This is a genomic window from Streptomyces cellostaticus (genome assembly GCF_023630175.1).
GTDB classification, from domain to species: domain Bacteria; phylum Actinomycetota; class Actinomycetes; order Streptomycetales; family Streptomycetaceae; genus Streptomyces; species Streptomyces cellostaticus_A.
The window spans coordinates 1-16,526 of the sequence record NZ_JALLIN010000016.1; the positions used below are offsets into that span (position 1 = coordinate 1).

General features: G+C 71.3%; 12 protein-coding genes. 4 read left to right on the forward strand and 8 right to left on the reverse strand.

Annotated elements, in window-relative coordinates:
- Positions 1–3,031: excinuclease ABC subunit UvrA (gene uvrA / locus MXD57_RS12445; RefSeq protein ID WP_250401430.1), on the reverse strand; the 3,031-nt coding region annotated here is incomplete at its 3' end.
- Between the two features lie 225 nt (positions 3,032–3,256).
- Here uvrA and MXD57_RS12450 point away from each other — a divergent pair.
- Both MXD57_RS12450 and MXD57_RS12455 read left to right on the forward strand, forming a co-directional pair.
- Complete coding sequence (locus MXD57_RS12450) at positions 3,257–3,943, forward strand: maleylpyruvate isomerase family mycothiol-dependent enzyme (protein ID WP_250401431.1); 687 nt, start codon at positions 3,257–3,259, stop codon at positions 3,941–3,943.
- 45 nt (positions 3,944–3,988) lie between these two features.
- Positions 3,989–4,645, forward strand: a complete 657-nt coding sequence (locus MXD57_RS12455; protein WP_250401432.1) for an MBL fold metallo-hydrolase — start codon at positions 3,989–3,991, stop codon at positions 4,643–4,645.
- A gap of 304 nt (positions 4,646–4,949) precedes the next feature.
- On the opposite strand, the gene aroQ is transcribed toward MXD57_RS12455, so the two are convergent.
- Entirely contained in the window at positions 4,950–5,423 is a 474-nt protein-coding gene (gene aroQ, locus MXD57_RS12460; protein ID WP_250401433.1) for a type II 3-dehydroquinate dehydratase, read from the reverse strand.
- A gap of 194 nt (positions 5,424–5,617) precedes the next feature.
- Between aroQ and MXD57_RS12465 the strand changes: the two genes are divergently transcribed.
- Positions 5,618–6,928, forward strand: a complete 1,311-nt coding sequence (locus MXD57_RS12465) for an MFS transporter (protein ID WP_250401434.1) — start codon at positions 5,618–5,620, stop codon at positions 6,926–6,928.
- A gap of 153 nt (positions 6,929–7,081) precedes the next feature.
- Here the strand turns inward: MXD57_RS12465 and MXD57_RS12470 are convergent, their stop codons facing one another.
- From MXD57_RS12470 to MXD57_RS12495, 6 genes are all read right to left on the reverse strand, one after another.
- Positions 7,082–8,182 (reverse strand): calcium:proton antiporter, encoded by a 1,101-nt coding sequence (locus MXD57_RS12470; protein ID WP_250401435.1) that lies wholly within the window; start codon positions 8,180–8,182, stop codon positions 7,082–7,084.
- Positions 8,183–8,320: 138 nt separating this feature from the next.
- The gene (locus MXD57_RS12475) at positions 8,321–9,322 is read right to left on the reverse strand and encodes a TerC/Alx family metal homeostasis membrane protein (protein ID WP_250401540.1); all 1,002 of its coding nucleotides are present in this window, start codon (positions 9,320–9,322) and stop codon (positions 8,321–8,323) included.
- Between the two features lie 221 nt (positions 9,323–9,543).
- Positions 9,544–11,442: a TerD family protein gene (locus MXD57_RS12480; protein ID WP_250401436.1), complete on the reverse strand. Its 1,899-nt coding sequence runs from the start codon at positions 11,440–11,442 to the stop codon at positions 9,544–9,546.
- Positions 11,443–11,494: 52 nt separating this feature from the next.
- Positions 11,495–12,073, reverse strand: a complete 579-nt coding sequence (locus tag MXD57_RS12485) for a TerD family protein (RefSeq protein ID WP_250401437.1) — start codon at positions 12,071–12,073, stop codon at positions 11,495–11,497.
- A gap of 179 nt (positions 12,074–12,252) precedes the next feature.
- Positions 12,253–14,409, reverse strand: coding sequence for an excinuclease ABC subunit UvrB (gene uvrB, locus MXD57_RS12490; RefSeq protein ID WP_250401438.1), 2,157 nt, complete (start codon positions 14,407–14,409; stop codon positions 12,253–12,255).
- Positions 14,410–14,458: 49 nt separating this feature from the next.
- Positions 14,459–15,328, reverse strand: coding sequence for an MHYT domain-containing protein (locus MXD57_RS12495; protein WP_250401439.1), 870 nt, complete (start codon positions 15,326–15,328; stop codon positions 14,459–14,461).
- Between the two features lie 281 nt (positions 15,329–15,609).
- Between MXD57_RS12495 and MXD57_RS12500 the strand changes: the two genes are divergently transcribed.
- Positions 15,610–16,515: a glycerophosphodiester phosphodiesterase gene (locus MXD57_RS12500; protein WP_250401440.1), complete on the forward strand. Its 906-nt coding sequence runs from the start codon at positions 15,610–15,612 to the stop codon at positions 16,513–16,515.
- Positions 16,516–16,526 lie beyond the last annotated feature (11 nt).

Consider the following 16,526-nt stretch of genomic DNA (forward strand, 5'->3'; position numbering starts at 1 on the left):
CCTTGCGGGCCCGGGTCGCCTTCTTCGCCGGCGCGGCCTTCTTCGCCGCCTTCTTGGTGGCGGCGGTGCTCCTTGCGGTGGCCGCGTCACCGGCCTCGGTCACCGTCTTCCTCGTCGTCGCCCGGGCGGCCGTCGTCCTCCTCCCCGCGCTACCGCGCGGTGCCTTCACCGGTTCCGCGTCGCTGACCCGGTCGGCGCCGAGGATCTCGCGCAGGAACTTGCCGGTGTGGCTGGCCGGTACCCCCGCGACCTCCTCGGGCGTCCCCTCGGCCACCACCAGGCCGCCGCCGGCGCCGCCCTCCGGGCCCATGTCGACGAGCCAGTCGGCGGTCTTGATCACATCGAGGTTGTGCTCGATGACGATGACCGTGTTGCCCTTGTCGACCAGGCCGGAGAGGACCTTCAGCAGCTTGCTGATGTCCTCGAAGTGCAGACCGGTGGTCGGCTCGTCCAGGACGTAGACCGTGCGGCCGGTGGAGCGCTTCTGCAGCTCGCTGGCGAGCTTCACGCGCTGCGCCTCACCGCCGGACAGGGTGGTCGCGGACTGGCCGAGCCGGACGTAGCCGAGGCCGACGTCCTTCAGTGTGCGCAGGTGCCGGGAGATGGACGGGACGGCCTCGAAGAACTCGGTCGCCTCCTCGATCGGCATGTTCAGCACCTCGGCGATGGACTTGCCCTTGTAGTGGACCTCCAGGGTCTCCCGGTTGTACCGGGCGCCGTGGCAGACCTCGCACGGGACGTAGACGTCCGGGAGGAAGTTCATCTCGATCTTGATGGTGCCGTCGCCCGCGCAGTTCTCGCAGCGGCCGCCCTTGACGTTGAAGGAGAAGCGGCCGGGCAGGTACCCGCGGACCTTCGCCTCGGTGGTCTCGGCGAACAGCTTGCGGATGTGGTCGAAGACACCGGTGTAGGTCGCCGGGTTGGACCGCGGGGTGCGGCCGATGGGCGACTGGTCGACGTGCACGACCTTGTCGACCAGGTCGTCGCCGTCCACGCGCGTGTGCCGTCCGGGCACGCTGCGCGCGCCGTTGAGCTCACGCGCGAGGTGCGTGTACAGGATGTCGTTGACCAGCGTCGACTTGCCGGACCCGGACACGCCGGTCACGGCGGTGAACACACCCAGCGGGAAGGACACGTCGATGTCCTGCAGGTTGTTCTCGCGCGCGCCGTGCACCGTCAGCTGCCGGGAGGGGTCGCGGGGGCGCCGCACGTCGGGCAGCGGGATCGACTTGCGGCCCGAGAGGTACTGGCCGGTCTGGGACTCGGCGTTGGCGAGCAGTTCCTTGAGGGAACCGCTGTGCACGACCTTGCCGCCGTGCTCGCCGGCGCCGGGGCCGATGTCCACGATCCAGTCGGCGACCTTGATGGTGTCCTCGTCGTGCTCGACGACGATGAGCGTGTTGCCCATGTCCCGCAGCCGGACCAGGGTCTCGATCAGCCGGTGGTTGTCCCGCTGGTGCAGGCCGATGGACGGCTCGTCCAGCACGTACAGGACGCCGACCAGACCGGAACCGATCTGGGTGGCGAGGCGGATGCGCTGGGCCTCGCCGCCGGAGAGGGTACCGGCGGCGCGGTTGAGCGAGAGGTAGTCCAGACCGACGTCGACCAGGAACCTCAGCCGCTCGTTGACCTCCTTCAGGACCCGCTCGGCGATCTTCTTGTCGCGGGCGCTCAGCCTCAGCTCGCCCAGGAAGTCCGCACAGTCGCTGATCGACATCGCGGAGACCTCGGCGATGGACTTCTCCATGACCGTCACGGCCAGGACGATCGGCTTCAGGCGTGTGCCCTCGCAGGAGGGGCAGGGCACCTCGCGCATGTAGCCCTCGAAGCGCTCGCGGCTGGCGTCGCTCTCGGCCTCGCTGTGCCGGCGCTTGACGAACGGCACCGCGCCCTCGAAGGGAGTGGTGTACACGCGCTCGCGGCCGTACCGGTTGCGGTAGCGGACCTCGATCTGGGTCTTGTGGCCGTGCAGCAGGGCCTTCCTCGCCCGCTGGGGCAGGCCCGCGAAGGGGATGTCGGTGCGGAAGCCGAGGGCGTCGGCGAGGGCGCCGACCAGCCGGCCGAAGTAGTCCTTGGTGTGACCGTGCGACCAGGGGTGGATGGCGCCCTCGTCGAGGGACTTGTCCTCGTCCGGGACGATCAGCTCGGGGTCGACCTCCATGCGCGTGCCGATGCCGGTGCACTCGGGGCAGGCGCCGAAGGGCGAGTTGAAGGAGAAGGAGCGGGGCTCCAGCTCCTCGAAGGACAGGTCGTCGTACGGGCAGTACAGGTGCTCCGAGTACATGCGCTCGCGCTCGGGGTCGTCCTCGGGAAGGTCGACGAAGTCGAGCACGACCATGCCGCCGGACAGGCCGAGCGCGGTCTCGACGGAGTCGGTGAGCCGGCGCTTGGCGGAGTCCTTGACCGTGAGGCGGTCGACGACCACCTCGATGGTGTGCTTCTCCTGCTTCTTCAGTGTGGGCGGCTCGGAGAGCTGGACGGTCCGGCCGTCGACGCGGGCGCGGGAGTAGCCCTTGGTCTGCAGGTCGGCGAAGAGGTCGACGAACTCGCCCTTGCGCTCGCGCACCAGCGGAGACAGCACCTGGAAGCGGCTGCCCTCCGGCAGTTCCAGGACCTTGTCGACGATGGCCTGCGGCGACTGCCGCGAGATGGGGCGGCCGCACTCGGGACAGTGCGGCTTGCCGATGCGCGCGAAGAGCAGCCGCAGGTAGTCGTAGACCTCGGTGATGGTGCCGACCGTCGAACGCGGGTTGCGCGAGGTCGACTTCTGGTCGATGGAGACGGCCGGGGACAGGCCCTCGATGAAGTCCACGTCCGGCTTGTCCATCTGGCCGAGGAACTGCCGGGCGTACGAGGAGAGCGACTCCACGTAGCGCCGCTGCCCCTCGGCGAAGATCGTGTCGAAGGCCAGCGAGGACTTGCCCGACCCCGACAGGCCCGTGAAGACGATGAGCGAGTCGCGCGGGAGGTCGAGCGAGACGTTCTTCAGGTTGTGCTCGCGCGCTCCACGGACGATGAGACGGTCGGCCACGCCGGTCCGCACCTTTCTTGAGAGAAGTGACAGGGGCCGGGGCCCCCGTGCTTCTTCGAGACTAGGGGGAGCCACTGACAGCGCCGGTCGGGTTCCGGGATGCATAACAATCCCGGGCCCTCCTGCATGCCCGACGCCGTGCTCGACGATATAGCACGTGCTTTCGATTTACGGGCGAGCTTCACCACCTTCACCCGAAGGGGTGGCGCGACTAGGGTCAGGGCCATGATTGATCACGCTCATGACCTGGCCCGTGTGCGGGAGGCGACCGAGCGGCTCCTCACCGCTGCCGCCAAGCTGGACAACGCCTCGGTGGCCGAGCCGTCACGCCTGCCCGGCTGGACCCGCGGGCACGTCCTCGCCCACCTCGCCCGCAACGCGGACGCCCTCGTGAACGTCCTCGAGGGCCGCCCCATGTACGAGAGCGCCGAGGCGCGGGACGCCGACATCGAGCGGGACGCCCTGCGCCCGCTGGACGCCCAGCTCGCCGACGTGCGCGAGAGCGCGGCCGACCTCCAGCGGGCGTCGGACGTTCCGGCGGACTGGACGCGCACGGTGGAGCTGCGCAACGGCGTCACCGACACCGCCGCCCGGCTGCCGTTCCGGCGGTGGGTCGAGGTCGACCTGCACCACGTGGACCTCGGCATCGGCTACGAGCTGGAGGACCTGCCCGCGGAGTTCACGGAGCGCGAGACCGGATTCCTGGCGGATCGCTTCGCCGGGCACCCCGACGTCCCGGCGACCCGGATCACGGACGGCACGCGCACGTGGCGCACCGGCCGTGACGCCGCCGCAGCCGCGATCACGGTGACCGGCGCGCCCGCGGACCTGCTGGGCTGGCTCGCCGGCCGCCGTGCGGGAACCGCGCTGGAGGTGACGGGGGGCGCACTGCCGACGCTGCCACCGCTGTAGCGCGACACGGCTCCGCGGACGCCGGCCCGCTATAGGCTGATCACCATGACGTACAGCGGAGAGGTCAGGGTCGGCGGACCCGCGGACGTGCACGAGCTGAAAGACCTGATGATCACCAAGATCGCGGTCGGCCCGATGGACAACAACGCCTACCTGCTGCGCTGCCGGGCCACCGACGAGCAGTTGCTGATCGACGCCGCGGCCGACGCCGGGGCGCTGCTGGGCATGATCGGTGACGACGGCATCGCGTCCGTCGTCACCACCCACCGGCACGGTGACCACTGGCAGGCGCTCGCCGAGGTCGTCGCCGCCACCGGCGCGCGTACGTACGCCGGCCGGGAGGACGCGCCCGGCATCCCGGTGGCCACCGACGTCCTCGTCGACGACGGCGACGTCGTCCGGGTCGGACGCGTGGAGCTCACCGCCCGCCACCTCGTCGGGCACACCCCGGGCTCCATCGCCCTGGTCTACGACGACCCGCACGGCCACCCGCACGTCTTCACCGGCGACTGCCTCTTCCCGGGTGGTGTGGGCAACACCCGCAAGGATCCCGAGGCGTTCGCCAGCCTGATCCACGACGTCGAGACGAAGATCTTCCAGGTGCTGCCGGACGAGACCTGGGTCTACCCCGGGCACGGCAACGACACCACGCTGGGCGCCGAACGGCCGCACCTGCCGGAGTGGCACTCGCGCGGGTGGTAGTCCGGCGCGGGTGGTAGACCCGAAGGCATCGCACACGCCGGGCGTACGCCCTTGATGCGTGGCCAGCGCGCACGCCGAAGCACGCGCCCCGTGTGAACTTTGCACACGCGCCGGGTCCGCGTGCGCGCTCCCCGGCCCCCGTGACGCGCGGTCAACTGGTGAATGCCCCGCCCGGGACGACGGATCCCGAGCGGTGTGGGCCGCCGGTCTCCAACCCCGCCCTCGACCGGCGGCCCGGGCCGGGGCCCACCCGGCGTCGCCCGGGCCCCCGTACCCGAGCCGTGGCCCGCGGCCGTCCCGCGGACTACGCGTCGGCCCGGGCCGCGCCCGCCAGTTCGGCGACCCGTTCGACGCCGAACACGTAGCCCTGCACCCCGCAGCCGGCGATCACGCCGTCGGCGCGCAACGAGACGTAGCTGTGGTGCCGGAACGACTCGCGCTGGTGGATGTTGGAGATGTGCACCTCCACCACCGGCAGGCCGTCACAGGTGTTGAGCGCGTCGAGGATCGCCACCGACGTGTGGGAGTAGGCGCCGGGGTTGATGACGATGCCGCAGTGGTTCAGCCGCGCCTCGTGGATCCAGTCCACCAGTTCGCCCTCGTGGTTGGACTGCCGGCAGTCCACCGTGCCGCCGTGCGCGGCCGCGGCCCCGGCGCACATCGCCTCCACGTCGGCGAGCGTGTCCTTGCCGTAGATCTCGGGCTGGCGCCGGCCGAGGAGGTTCAGGTTGGGCCCGTTGAGGATCATGATCGGGGCGTCGGCCAGGGTGCGGGGCACGGGTTCCTCCGGTCCGTTCGGGGCGGCGCGTTCACGACCGCTGCTCGGACCCGGTCTATCACGGCACGACGAGCGGCCGGGGGCGGCCGAGGGGCGGTGGCGGAGTTGCGTCGGCCGGTCCGGCTCACGCCGTTGTTCCCGATCAGCTCCGTGCGCCCCCGTAACCCAAGATCACCACGGGGGGTTGGCGTGGCATGCAGCCCGTACGCCCCCTGAGGGCGCCTTCCCTGCCGCGGCTGGCGGCCGCCTCGCTCGCCGGGACCGCGATCGAGTTCTACGACTTCTTCGTCTACGGGACCGCGGCGGCCCTGGTGCTGGGGCCGCTGTTCTTCCCGACGTTCTCGCCGATGGCCGGGACGCTCGCCGCGTTCGGGACGTTCGGGGTGGGATTCGTGGCCCGGCCGCTCGGCTCGGTGCTGTTCGGGCACCTCGGCGACCGGCGCGGTCGGCGGCCGGTGCTGGTCGCCTCCCTACTGCTGACCGGCGCCTCCACGGTCGCCGTCGGCTGCGTGCCGGCGTACGGGACCATCGGAGCGGCCGCCCCCGTGCTGCTGCTCCTGCTGCGTTTCCTGCAGGGGCTGGGACTCGGCGGTGAGTGGGGCGGGGCGGTACTGCTGACCGCCGAGCACGCGCCGGCCGCACGGCGTGCCCTGTGGTCGAGCTTTCCCCAAGTGGGGCCCGCCGTGGGCTTCGTGCTCGCCAACGGGGTGATGCTCGCCCTGTCGGCCGCCCTGCCCGGCGACGCGTTCGCCCAGTGGGGCTGGCGGGTGCCGTTCTGGGCGGCCGGGGTACTGGCCCTGGCCGGACTGTGGCTTCGTTCCTCGCTCACCGAGAGCCCCCGGTTCCTCCAGATCGACGACCACGCGCGGGTACCGCTCGTGGAGGTCGTACGGCACCACGGGCGGCTGGTGCTGCTGACGGCCGGCGCGCTGGCCGTCGGGTACGCGGTGTTCTACGCGGTGACGACCTGGTCCCTCGCGTACGCCACCGGACGGCTCGGGGTGAGCCGGACCGTCATGCTCACCTGTGTCATGGTCGCGGTGGTGGTGAAGGGGGCGCTGACACCTCTGATGGCGCTGCTCGGCGACCGCTACGGCCGGCGCCCGCTGTGCCTGGCGGGCTGCGCGGGCTGCGCGCTGTGGATGCTGCCGATGGTCGCCCTGCTCGGGACCGGTGAACCGGTGCTGATGTTCCTCGGCATCCTGGGCGCGCTGATCGCCTTCATCACCATGTTCGCGGTGATCGCCGCGTACCTGCCGGAGCTGTACGAGGCGCGGGTGCGCTGCACGGGCGCCGCGGTCGGCTACAACCTCGGCGGCGTCCTGGGAGGCGCCCTCACCCCGATGGTGGCGACGGCGCTGACGGACCACGGCGGGCGCGTCCCGTGGGGCGTGGGCGTCTATCTGACCGGGATCGCCCTGGTGAGCCTGGTCTGTTTCGCCCTGCTGCCGGAGACACGGCCCGCGCCGACGCCCGTGCCCGCGAGGGAACCGGCCACGGGCTGAGCGAACGCTCCGGCGCCGCACCGGCGGGGGCGGGGCCTCCTTCGGGTCATGCCCCTCGCCGCGGCGCCGTCGGTTGCCATGGCGCCCTCCTTCGCCTCCCGACGCACGGCATCGGCCCCGCTCCCTGATCCGGCCCGACCCGGACGTAGGACCCTAGGGATTGATCGCCAGCTCCAGGTAGGCCGCGAACAGCACCAGGTGCACTCCGCCCTGCAGGGGTGTGGCCCGGCCCGGCACCACCGTCAGGGAGCTGACCACCACGGTCAGCGCGAGCAGCAGCATGTGGGTGGCGCCGAGGCCGAGGACGAGCGGTCCGGACAGCCAGATCGAGGCCAGGGCGACGGCGGGGATGGTCAGGCCGATGCTGGCCATCGCCGAGCCGAGCGCGAGGTTGAGGCTGGTCTGCACCCGGTCCCTGCGGGCCGCGCGCGCCGCCGCGATGGTCTCGGGCAGCAGAACGAGCAGGGCGATGATCACACCGACGACGGCCTGGTGCAGGCCGGCCGCCTCCACCCCCGACTCGATGGTCGGCGACACCCCCTTGGCGAGTCCCACCACGCCGATCAGCGCGAGGCCGAGCAGACCGAGACTGATCCATGCCCTGCGCGCGGACGGGGGCCCGGCGTGGTCGTCCCCCGTGATCACACCGCCCTGCCGGCTGATCGGCAGGAAGTAGTCACGGTGCCGCACGGTCTGGGTGGCCACGAACAGTCCGTAGAGGATCAGCGAGGACAGCGCGGCGAAGGTGAGCTGGACGGTGGAGAACTCGGGGCCGGGCTTGCTGGTGGTGAATGTCGGCAGTACCAGGCTGAGCGTGGCGAGGGTCGCCACGGTGGCCAGGGCGGCGCCGGTGCCCTCCGGGTTGAAGACCGCGGTGCCGTGCCGCAGGGAGGCCACGAGGAGACTGAGTCCGACGATGCCGTTGCAGGTGATCATCACGGCGGCGAAGACGGTGTCCCGCGCCAGGCTGGCGCTCTTGTCACCGCCGTCGACCATGAGGGTGACGATCAGGGCCACCTCGATGATCGTGACGGCGATGGCCAGCACCAGGGAGCCGAAGGGCTCGCCCACCCGATGCGCGACCACCTCGGCGTGGTGCACCGCCGCCAGGACGGCCGCGGCGAGGACCAGGGTGACCAGCGCGACGAGCGGGCCGGGGAGGCCGCGGCCCCAGGTGAGGACGAGCAGGACGACCGCGAGGACCGGCACGAGGAACGTCCACTGGGTGGTGAGCGATCGGAGCCGAACGATCATGCTGCGATCGTGGCAGACACGTACAGGGTTCGCATTGCGTTCTTTTCGGATCTCTTACCGTCCTTTCCGCGTGGGGCCCCGGTCGTGGTGCGGCCGGGGCCCACGGCTTCGGCGCCGGTCTGTCGCGCGCCGGGCCGGTCAGGCGTCGACGCCGCGCCTGGCCGTCTCGTCGCTCCCGGTGTCCGCCGCTTCGGTCGCCGCCCGCTTCCGGGAGGCGACGAGGCTGGTGACGGTGGTGACGACCAGGACGGCGCAGATCACGCCGAGCGACACCGGGATACCGATCTCGGGGACGTGGACCCCGGACTCGTGCAGGGCGTGCAGCACCAGCTTGACGCCGATGAAACCCAGGATGATCGACAGGCCGTACGACAGGTGGACCAGCCTCCTCAGCAGGCCGCCTATGAGGAAGTACAGCTGACGCAGCCCCATCAGCGCGAAGGCGTTGGCGGTGAAGACGATGTACGGGTCCTGGGTCAGGCCGAAGATCGCGGGGATGGAGTCCAGCGCGAACAGCACGTCCGTGGTGCCGATGGCCAGCATCACGACCAGCATCGGGGTCATGACCCGCTTGCCGTTCTGCCGGATCCACAGCTTGGTGCCGTGGTACCGGTCCGCCACGCCGAACCTGCGCTCCGCGGCCTTCAGCAGCTTGTTCTCCTCGTACTCCTCTTCCTCCTCGCCGGCCCGCGCGTCCTGGACGAGCTTCCAGGCGGTCCAGATCAGGAAGGCACCGAAGAGGTAGAACACCCAGGAGAAGCTGGCGATGATCGCGGCGCCGGCGGCTATGAACACGGCGCGCAGCACCAGGGCCACGAGGACACCGACGAGCAGCACCCGCTGCTGGTACTGCGAGGGCACCGCGAACTTCGCCATGATCAGGACGAAGACGAAGAGATTGTCGACGCTCAGCGATTTCTCGGTGATGAATCCGGCGAAGAACTCGCCGGCCGGCCCGCCGCCGCCGAGGAGGAGCAGGCCGAGGCCGAAGAGCCCGGCGAGGGCGATCCAGACGGCTGTCCAGATGCCCGCCTCCTTGATCGACACGTCATGGGGCCTGCGCCCGATGACGAAGTCGACCGCGATGAGGACGACGAGACCCACGATGGTGAGGACCCACAGGGTCGGGGAGACTTCCACGGCACCTCCGGCACAGGTCATGGCAAACACATCCGCGTTGTCATTGCCGGAGGTCTCTTCCACCCGCGTGGGCCGGCGCCCCGGGATCCATGACGGTCCGTACTGACGGGTGCGCCGCAGTCGGGGAGTACTCCCCTCCGCACGGAAAACAGTACCCCAATTACCAAGGAAAGGTAAAGTATTTGGTAAAAGAGAGCTCAAATTAGCAGCTCAGGAGCACTTTACCTATGCTTGATGCGGGCGGCGGTCACCTCGGTGAGCACCTGCTGGAGGATGCCGCTGCCGGGCGGAACGAGGGCGGGCTCGAACGTCCAGGCGTGACCGACCCAGGGGTCGGCGAGGTGGTCGCCGGGGACAGGGGTGAGTCGCATCAGCGAACGCCACAGCGGGTCGAGCAACGGGCCGTAGGCGGCCGCGTCCGCGCGGTCCGCGACCATCAGCAGGTGGACGCCGACGGCCGGGCCCTCGTCGACGAGATAGCGCAGCTGGTTCACCGCCCGGTCGTCGAAGCCGTGCGGGAAGTCGTTGACGAGCAGCAACTGCTGGGCGGCGTCGAAGCCGGGCGGCAGTGAGTCGGTCGCCCCGCCGCGGAGTGCCATCCGCACGAGGTCGACCCGCCGGGTGAGCCGTCCCAGGACGGCGGCCACGCCCGCCGCTCCGGCCGCGGGCGGCCCGGTGACGGCCCCCGTCCGGGTCAGCGGCAGGAGTGCCTGGGCGCCCGTACCGGCCGGGTCCAGGACCTGGACGTCGAACTCCCCCACCGGATGGACGGCGAGCAACCGGACGGCGAGCGCCACCGCGACGTCCATGGCGAGCCGGCGGGTCCCCGCGGAGTCCGGCGAGGCGTCGTCCGGTCCGGGCGCGGAGCCGCTGTCGATCCACAGGCCGCGTTCAAGCGGCAGCCTGGCCAGCAGCGGTATACGCAGCGGAGCGCTCTCCGGCAGGTGGAGGTCGCCGAGCCGCAGGGCCATCGGCGGTTCGGCCGGCACCCGGTAGCCGTGCCAGACGGGGTTGTCCCAGCGGGCGCAGGCCGCGGGGAGCGCGGGCTCGACCACCTCGGACTCGGCGGTGAGCTGCGCGACGTCACGGTCGAGCGCGGCCCGGGCCTGTTCGATGAGTCGGGCGTGCCGGGCGCGCGCCGCCTCCCGCGCGGCGTCGCCCGCCGCGCCGAGCCGGACGCGCGGGTCGGCGAGGGCCTGGTCGGTCTCCTTCTCCAGGCGGGAGCCGGCGAAGTCGACGGCGCTGCGGTACGCGGCCGTGGTGCGGGCCAGGTCCTCGAACATCCCCCAGACCTGGTTGTACAGCCGTTCGTCCATCGACCAGCCCACCGCGTCGCCCGCGACCGGTCTCGGCGGCTGCCCGCCGGAGGCCGCGGGAGGCGCGGCGGGCGGCTGTGCGGGCGATGGGCAGGTGCCGGAGCGGCGGCCGGGGTGGGTGTAGTCGATCGGGCCGTCCGCCGCCCGCCGTCCGGCCGGGTCGGCCTCCCGCGGAGCCGCGGCCGGTCCGGTCTGCGCGGAACCGGAGGCGGGCGACGGGTCCGGGGGCCGCGGTGCCGGTACGGCCCGGGCCAGACTCCGGGCCACCGCCTCCCGGACGTCCGAGGCGAGTTCGGCGGCCGAGGCCAGACCCTGGTCGGCGAGCAGGGCGGCGAGGCCACCGGCGTAGCCCTGGCCCACCGCGCGCACCTTCCAGGCGCCCTGCCGCCGGTACAGCTCCAGAGCGACCACGGCCGACTCCGCGTCCAGGCCGGTCAGGACGAAGCGGGCGATCTCGGTGCCGCCGGGAGCGGTGACCGCCGCCCTCGGGGCGGCCAGCGAGCCGAACCGGAGCGGGCCTCCCGGGCGCTCCGGCAGGGCCAGCAGCACGGTCACGCGGTGCACCGCCTCCGGCAGCGCGGCCAGGTCGACGGCAAGGCGGTGTTCCGCGGCGGCCTGCGGCGACACCTCGATCCCGGGCAGCGTGGGGGCGCCGGGATGAGCCACCCACTCGGCGCCGCGCACGGTGCCGCGCTCGTCGCCGAGCGTGGCACCGGCCAGGACCGGCGATCCGGCCGAGATCCGGATCTCCAGCCGTGCCTGGGGCAGTGGGTGGTTCTGTCCCCGCACCAGCTCGGCCGCCATCGCCGTCGCCCCTCTGAGTCGTGTGCCGCGCGCGCCGGGTCCGGCGGCGGTCCTACAGGTGCGGCTGGATCGCCGGCATGAGGTCCTGGAAGGTACGTCCCTTGGCCGGCTCACCGAGGGCGGTCATCGTCCAGCCCGAGCCGGACCGGTGCACCTTCGCCATGATCTGCGCGGTGTACTGGCCGCCGCCCGCCAGCGTGTAGCGGGCGAGTTCCTGGCCCGTGGTCTCGTCGACGAGGCGGCAGAACGCGTTCTGCACCTCCTGGAAGGTCTGGCCCGTGAAGGAGTTCACGGTGAAGACGATCTGGTCGACGTGGACCGGTACGCGCTGCAGGTCGACGAGGATCGCCTCGTCGTCGCCGCCCTGGCCCGCACCGCCGACGAGGTTGTCACCGGTGTGGCGCACGGAGCCGTCGTCGCTCACCAGGTGCCGGAAGAAGACGACGTCGACCGGCTGCCTGTCGGCGAACAGCACCGCGGAGGCGTCGAGGTCGATCTCCCGCGTGCGCGAGCCGAAGAGGCCGCGGCGCGGCGCCGCCTGCCAGCCGAGACCCATACGGACCGCGCTCAGGCTGGCCCCGTCCTGCTTCTCCAGGCTGATGGCCTGACCCTTGGACAAGTTGACGGTCACGGCTGATTCCCCTCTCGGTGTTCCCCGGTTGCCGCGCACCGCGCGGTTGCCAGAACCCTACGCAGGGGCCCTGACGGGGCCGAACCCCGGCTCGCGCTTTGTGTCGGTGTTGCAACACTTGGCGCATATACCGAGGTCCGGCACCGCCGGAGGGCCAGGAGGCGGTCGCCGACGGGTCCTCAGGCGAGGCCCGCCTCCCGCATCTGCCGCAGTTCCTTCTTCATCTCGGACACCTCGTCGCGCAGCCGGGCGGCGATCTCGAACTGGAGCTCGGCAGCCGCTGCCCGCATGCGCTCCGTCATCTCCTCGATCTGCTCGGCGAGTTCGGCCGCCGGGCGGTCCGTGGGCACCGGGGCCGCCGCCTTGCCCTTGGCGGACTTCGCGGCCTTGCCGGCCTTCGCGCCCCTGGCCGCCTGGTCGCCGAGTGCGGGGACGGGTGCCTTGGCGCCCTTGCCGTCCTTCAGCTTGCGGTAGCCGGAACCGAGGAGCTGTTCGGTGTCGATCTCCTCGCGGGCGATCTGCGCGACGATGTCGTTGATCTTCTTGCGCAGCGGCTGCGGGTCGATGCCGTTGGCCTTGTTGTACGCGACCTGCTTCTCCCGGCGCCGGTTGGTCTCGTCGATGGCCTTCTCCATCGCCGGGGTGATCTTGTCCGCGTACATGTGGACCTGGCCCGAGACGTTGCGCGCCGCGCGCCCGATGGTCTGGATCAGCGAGGTGCCGGAGCGCAGGAAGCCCTCCTTGTCGGCGTCGAGGATGGCCACGAGGGACACCTCGGGCAGGTCCAGGCCCTCGCGCAGCAGGTTGATGCCGACCAGGACGTCGAACTCGCCGGAGCGCAGTTCGCGCAGCAGCTCCACGCGGCGCAGGGTGTCGACGTCGCTGTGCAGGTAGCGCACCTGGATGCCGAGTTCCAGGAAGTAGTCGGTGAGATCCTCGGCCATCTTCTTGGTGAGCGTGGTGACCAGGACGCGCTCGTCCTTCTCGGTGCGCTTGCGGATCTCGTGCACCAGGTCGTCGATCTGCCCCTCGGTGGGCTTGACCACGACCTCCGGGTCGACCAGCCCCGTCGGCCGGATGATCTGCTCCACGACCCCGTCCCCGCGGGACAGCTCGTAGGGGCCCGGGGTCGCCGACAGATAGACGGTCTGCCCGATGCGCTCCTGGAACTCCTCCCATTTCAGGGGCCGGTTGTCCAGTGCGGAGGGCAGCCGGAACCCGTGGTCGACCAGGGTGCGCTTGCGGGAGGCGTCGCCCTCGTACATGGCGCCGATCTGGGGGACCGTGACGTGCGACTCGTCGATGACGAGCAGGAAGTCGTCCGGGAAGTAGTCGAGCAGGGTGTTGGGCGGCGAGCCGGGCAGGCGGCCGTCGAAGTGCATCGAGTAGTTCTCCACGCCGGAGCAGGTGCCGATCTGACGGAGCATCTCGATGTCGTACGTGGTGCGCATGCGCAGGCGCTGCGCCTCCAGGAGCTTGCCCTGCTTCTCCAGCTCGGCCAGGCGCTCCCCCAGCTCCTTCTCGATGTCGTTGACGGCCCGCTCCATACGCTCGGGTCCGGCCACGTAGTGGGAGGCGGGGAAGACGTAGAGCTGCTGGTCGTCGCTGATGATCTCGCCGGTGAGCGGGTGGAGCGTGGACAGCGCCTCGATCTCGTCACCGAACATCTCGATGCGGACGGCCAGCTCCTCGTAGACCGGGAAGATCTCGATGGTGTCGCCGCGGACCCGGAAGGTGCCCCGGGCGAAGGCCATGTCGTTGCGGGTGTACTGGATGTCGACGAAGCGGCGCAGCAGGTCGTCGCGGTCGATCTCGTCGCCGACCCGGAGGGGGACCATCCGGTCCACGTACTCCTGCGGGGTGCCCAGGCCGTAGATGCAGGACACCGAGGCGACCACGACGACGTCGCGGCGGGTGAGCAGCGAGTTCGTCGCCGAGTGGCGCAGCCGCTCCACCTCCTCGTTGATCGAGGAGTCCTTCTCGATGTAGGTGTCCGACTGCGGGACGTAGGCCTCGGGCTGGTAGTAGTCGTAGTACGAGACGAAGTACTCGACCGCGTTGTTGGGCAGGAGCTCGCGGAACTCGTTGGCCAGCTGCGCGGCCAGCGTCTTGTTCGGCGCCATCACGAGAGTGGGACGCTGGAGCCTCTCGATCATCCACGCGGTGGTGGCGGACTTGCCGGTGCCGGTCGCGCCGAGCAGGACGACGTCCTTCTCACCGGCCTCGACGCGCTTGGCCAGGTCGGCGATGGCCGTCGGCTGGTCACCGCTGGGCTGGTAGGGGCTGACGACCTCGATGGGCGCCACCGTGCGTTCGATGTGGGAAACGGGCCGCATGCCATCAACCGTACGACCCCCCACTGACAACGGGTCCCGGTCAGCGGCTCTACGGGGTCCGGGAGGCGTGCTGCCGCGGTCGGTCGGCCGGGCGGCGGACCGGGGAGCGCTGTGTGCGGCGGGCCAGGTGGGAGGCGACGGCCGCGGCCGGGACGCCCGGTTTGTCCTCCACCGGGGCCGGGGCGGGCCGGCCCATGACCATCAACGGGTCGAACATCATCACGGCACCGGCCAGCAGCAGGAAGGCGAGCGGCCCGATCAGCATCGGCACCAGCACGGAGGCCGTCGGCCCGCCGCCGGCGGAAGCGGAGGCACTGTGCAGGTGGACGTCCAGGGCGGCCATTCCGGTGTAGTGCATGCCGGTGACTGCGAGCCCCATCACGAGGCTCGCGCCGACGCTCCACAGCAGGCCCCGGACGCGTCCGGCCGCCCACAGGGCGGCGGTGGCGGCCACGACCGCGATGACGACGGAGGCCGCCACGGTGGCCGTGTCGTAGCTGAACCGTCCGTCGAAGCGCATGCCCGCCATGCCGAGGTAGTGCATCGAGGCGACGCCCAGACCGGTGATCGTGCCACCGGTGAACAGGGCGGTGCCGTCGGCCCCCCGGTAGCCGACGATGAACAGCCCCACGCCGACCATCACGATGGCCAGGCCGAGGCTCGCGTAGGTGATGGGCTGGTCGTATTGGATGGGCGCCCCCTCGATGCGGAAGCCCGTCATCGCGACGAAGTGCATGGTCCAGATGCCGGATCCGATCGCGGCCGAGCCGAGGGCCAGCCAGGCGGGCCGTCGCGACCGTGTGACCTGCAGGGCGCGGGTGGTGCAGCGCAGCCCGAGAGAGCCGCCGAGGCAGGCCATGGCATAGGCCACCAGCGGGGTGACCACCCCGTAGCTGAATTCGTCGACCGTGCCCTGCATGCGCGGCAGCCCTTCCGCCCTGTTGCGTCCCGGAATATCCGAACTGCGCCCCCGTCCCAGAACCGCACGGGCGGTCAGGGTTGACGCAGAGAGTATGACCCGCACCGGAATGGTCGAACGATTTTCCGGCAAAGAAACACGCCCTTGCCCCGGATGTGCGGCCCCGGTGAGCGGAGTTGACCGCATGCGTTCACGGCGTGGCCGTTCCGCGCCCGAGTGCCGTTGACTCTCTGCTGCCACTCTGATGCTGTCGGTATTCGCGGGACGAGAGGAGTCGGTTCATGCACGCGCGCGCGATCGCCGCCACTGCCACCGCGATCCTGGGGGCGGCGGTGCTGCCGACCCCTACGTCCGACGCCCGGGCGGGCGAGGTCCGCGGGACCGTGGGCGACGCCCGGGCGGATCGGGTCCACGGGCCCGTGGTGGTCGCCCACCGCGGCGCCTCGGCCTACGCGCCCGAGAACACCCTGGCGTCCATCGACAAGGCGGCGGGGCTCGGGTTCTCCTGGGTGGAGAACGACGTCCAGCGCACCAAGGACGGCGAACTGGTGGTGATCCACGACGACAGTCTGCGGCGCACCACGAACGTGGCGGACGTCTTCCCCGGCCGGGCGCCCTGGAAGGTGAAGGACTTCACCGCCGCGGAGATCGCCCGGCTGGACGCGGGCCGCTGGTTCTCGCCCGCGTACGCGGGCACGCGCGTGCCGACCCTGAAGCAGTACGTGCGACGGGTGGAGCACAATCACGAGAAGCTGCTCCTGGAGATCAAGAACCCCGAGCTGTACCCGGGCATTGAACGGCAGACCATGACGCTGCTCGGCAACGAGGGCTGGCTGGACCGGGCGCACCTCGGCCGGCTCGTGGTGCAGAGCTTCAGCGCGGACAGCGTGCGCGCCGTGCACGCGCTGAAGCCGGCGCTCACCACCGCCTATCTCGGCAGGCCGTCCCTCGCCGAGCTTCAGCGGTACGCGCGCTTCACCGACCTGATCAATCCCTCGTACGGGTCGATCTCCCGGAGCTACGTGGCCGCCCTGCGCGCCTTCCGCGGGCCGCACGGCCGGCCGCTCGGGGTGTGCGCCTGGACGGTGGACGACGCCGCCACCGCCCGGAAGGTCGCGCGCTACGGCGTCGTCGGCATCATCACCAACAGGCCGGACGTGGTCCGGGCGGCCCTGAGCACGGGCTGACCGGGGCCCGG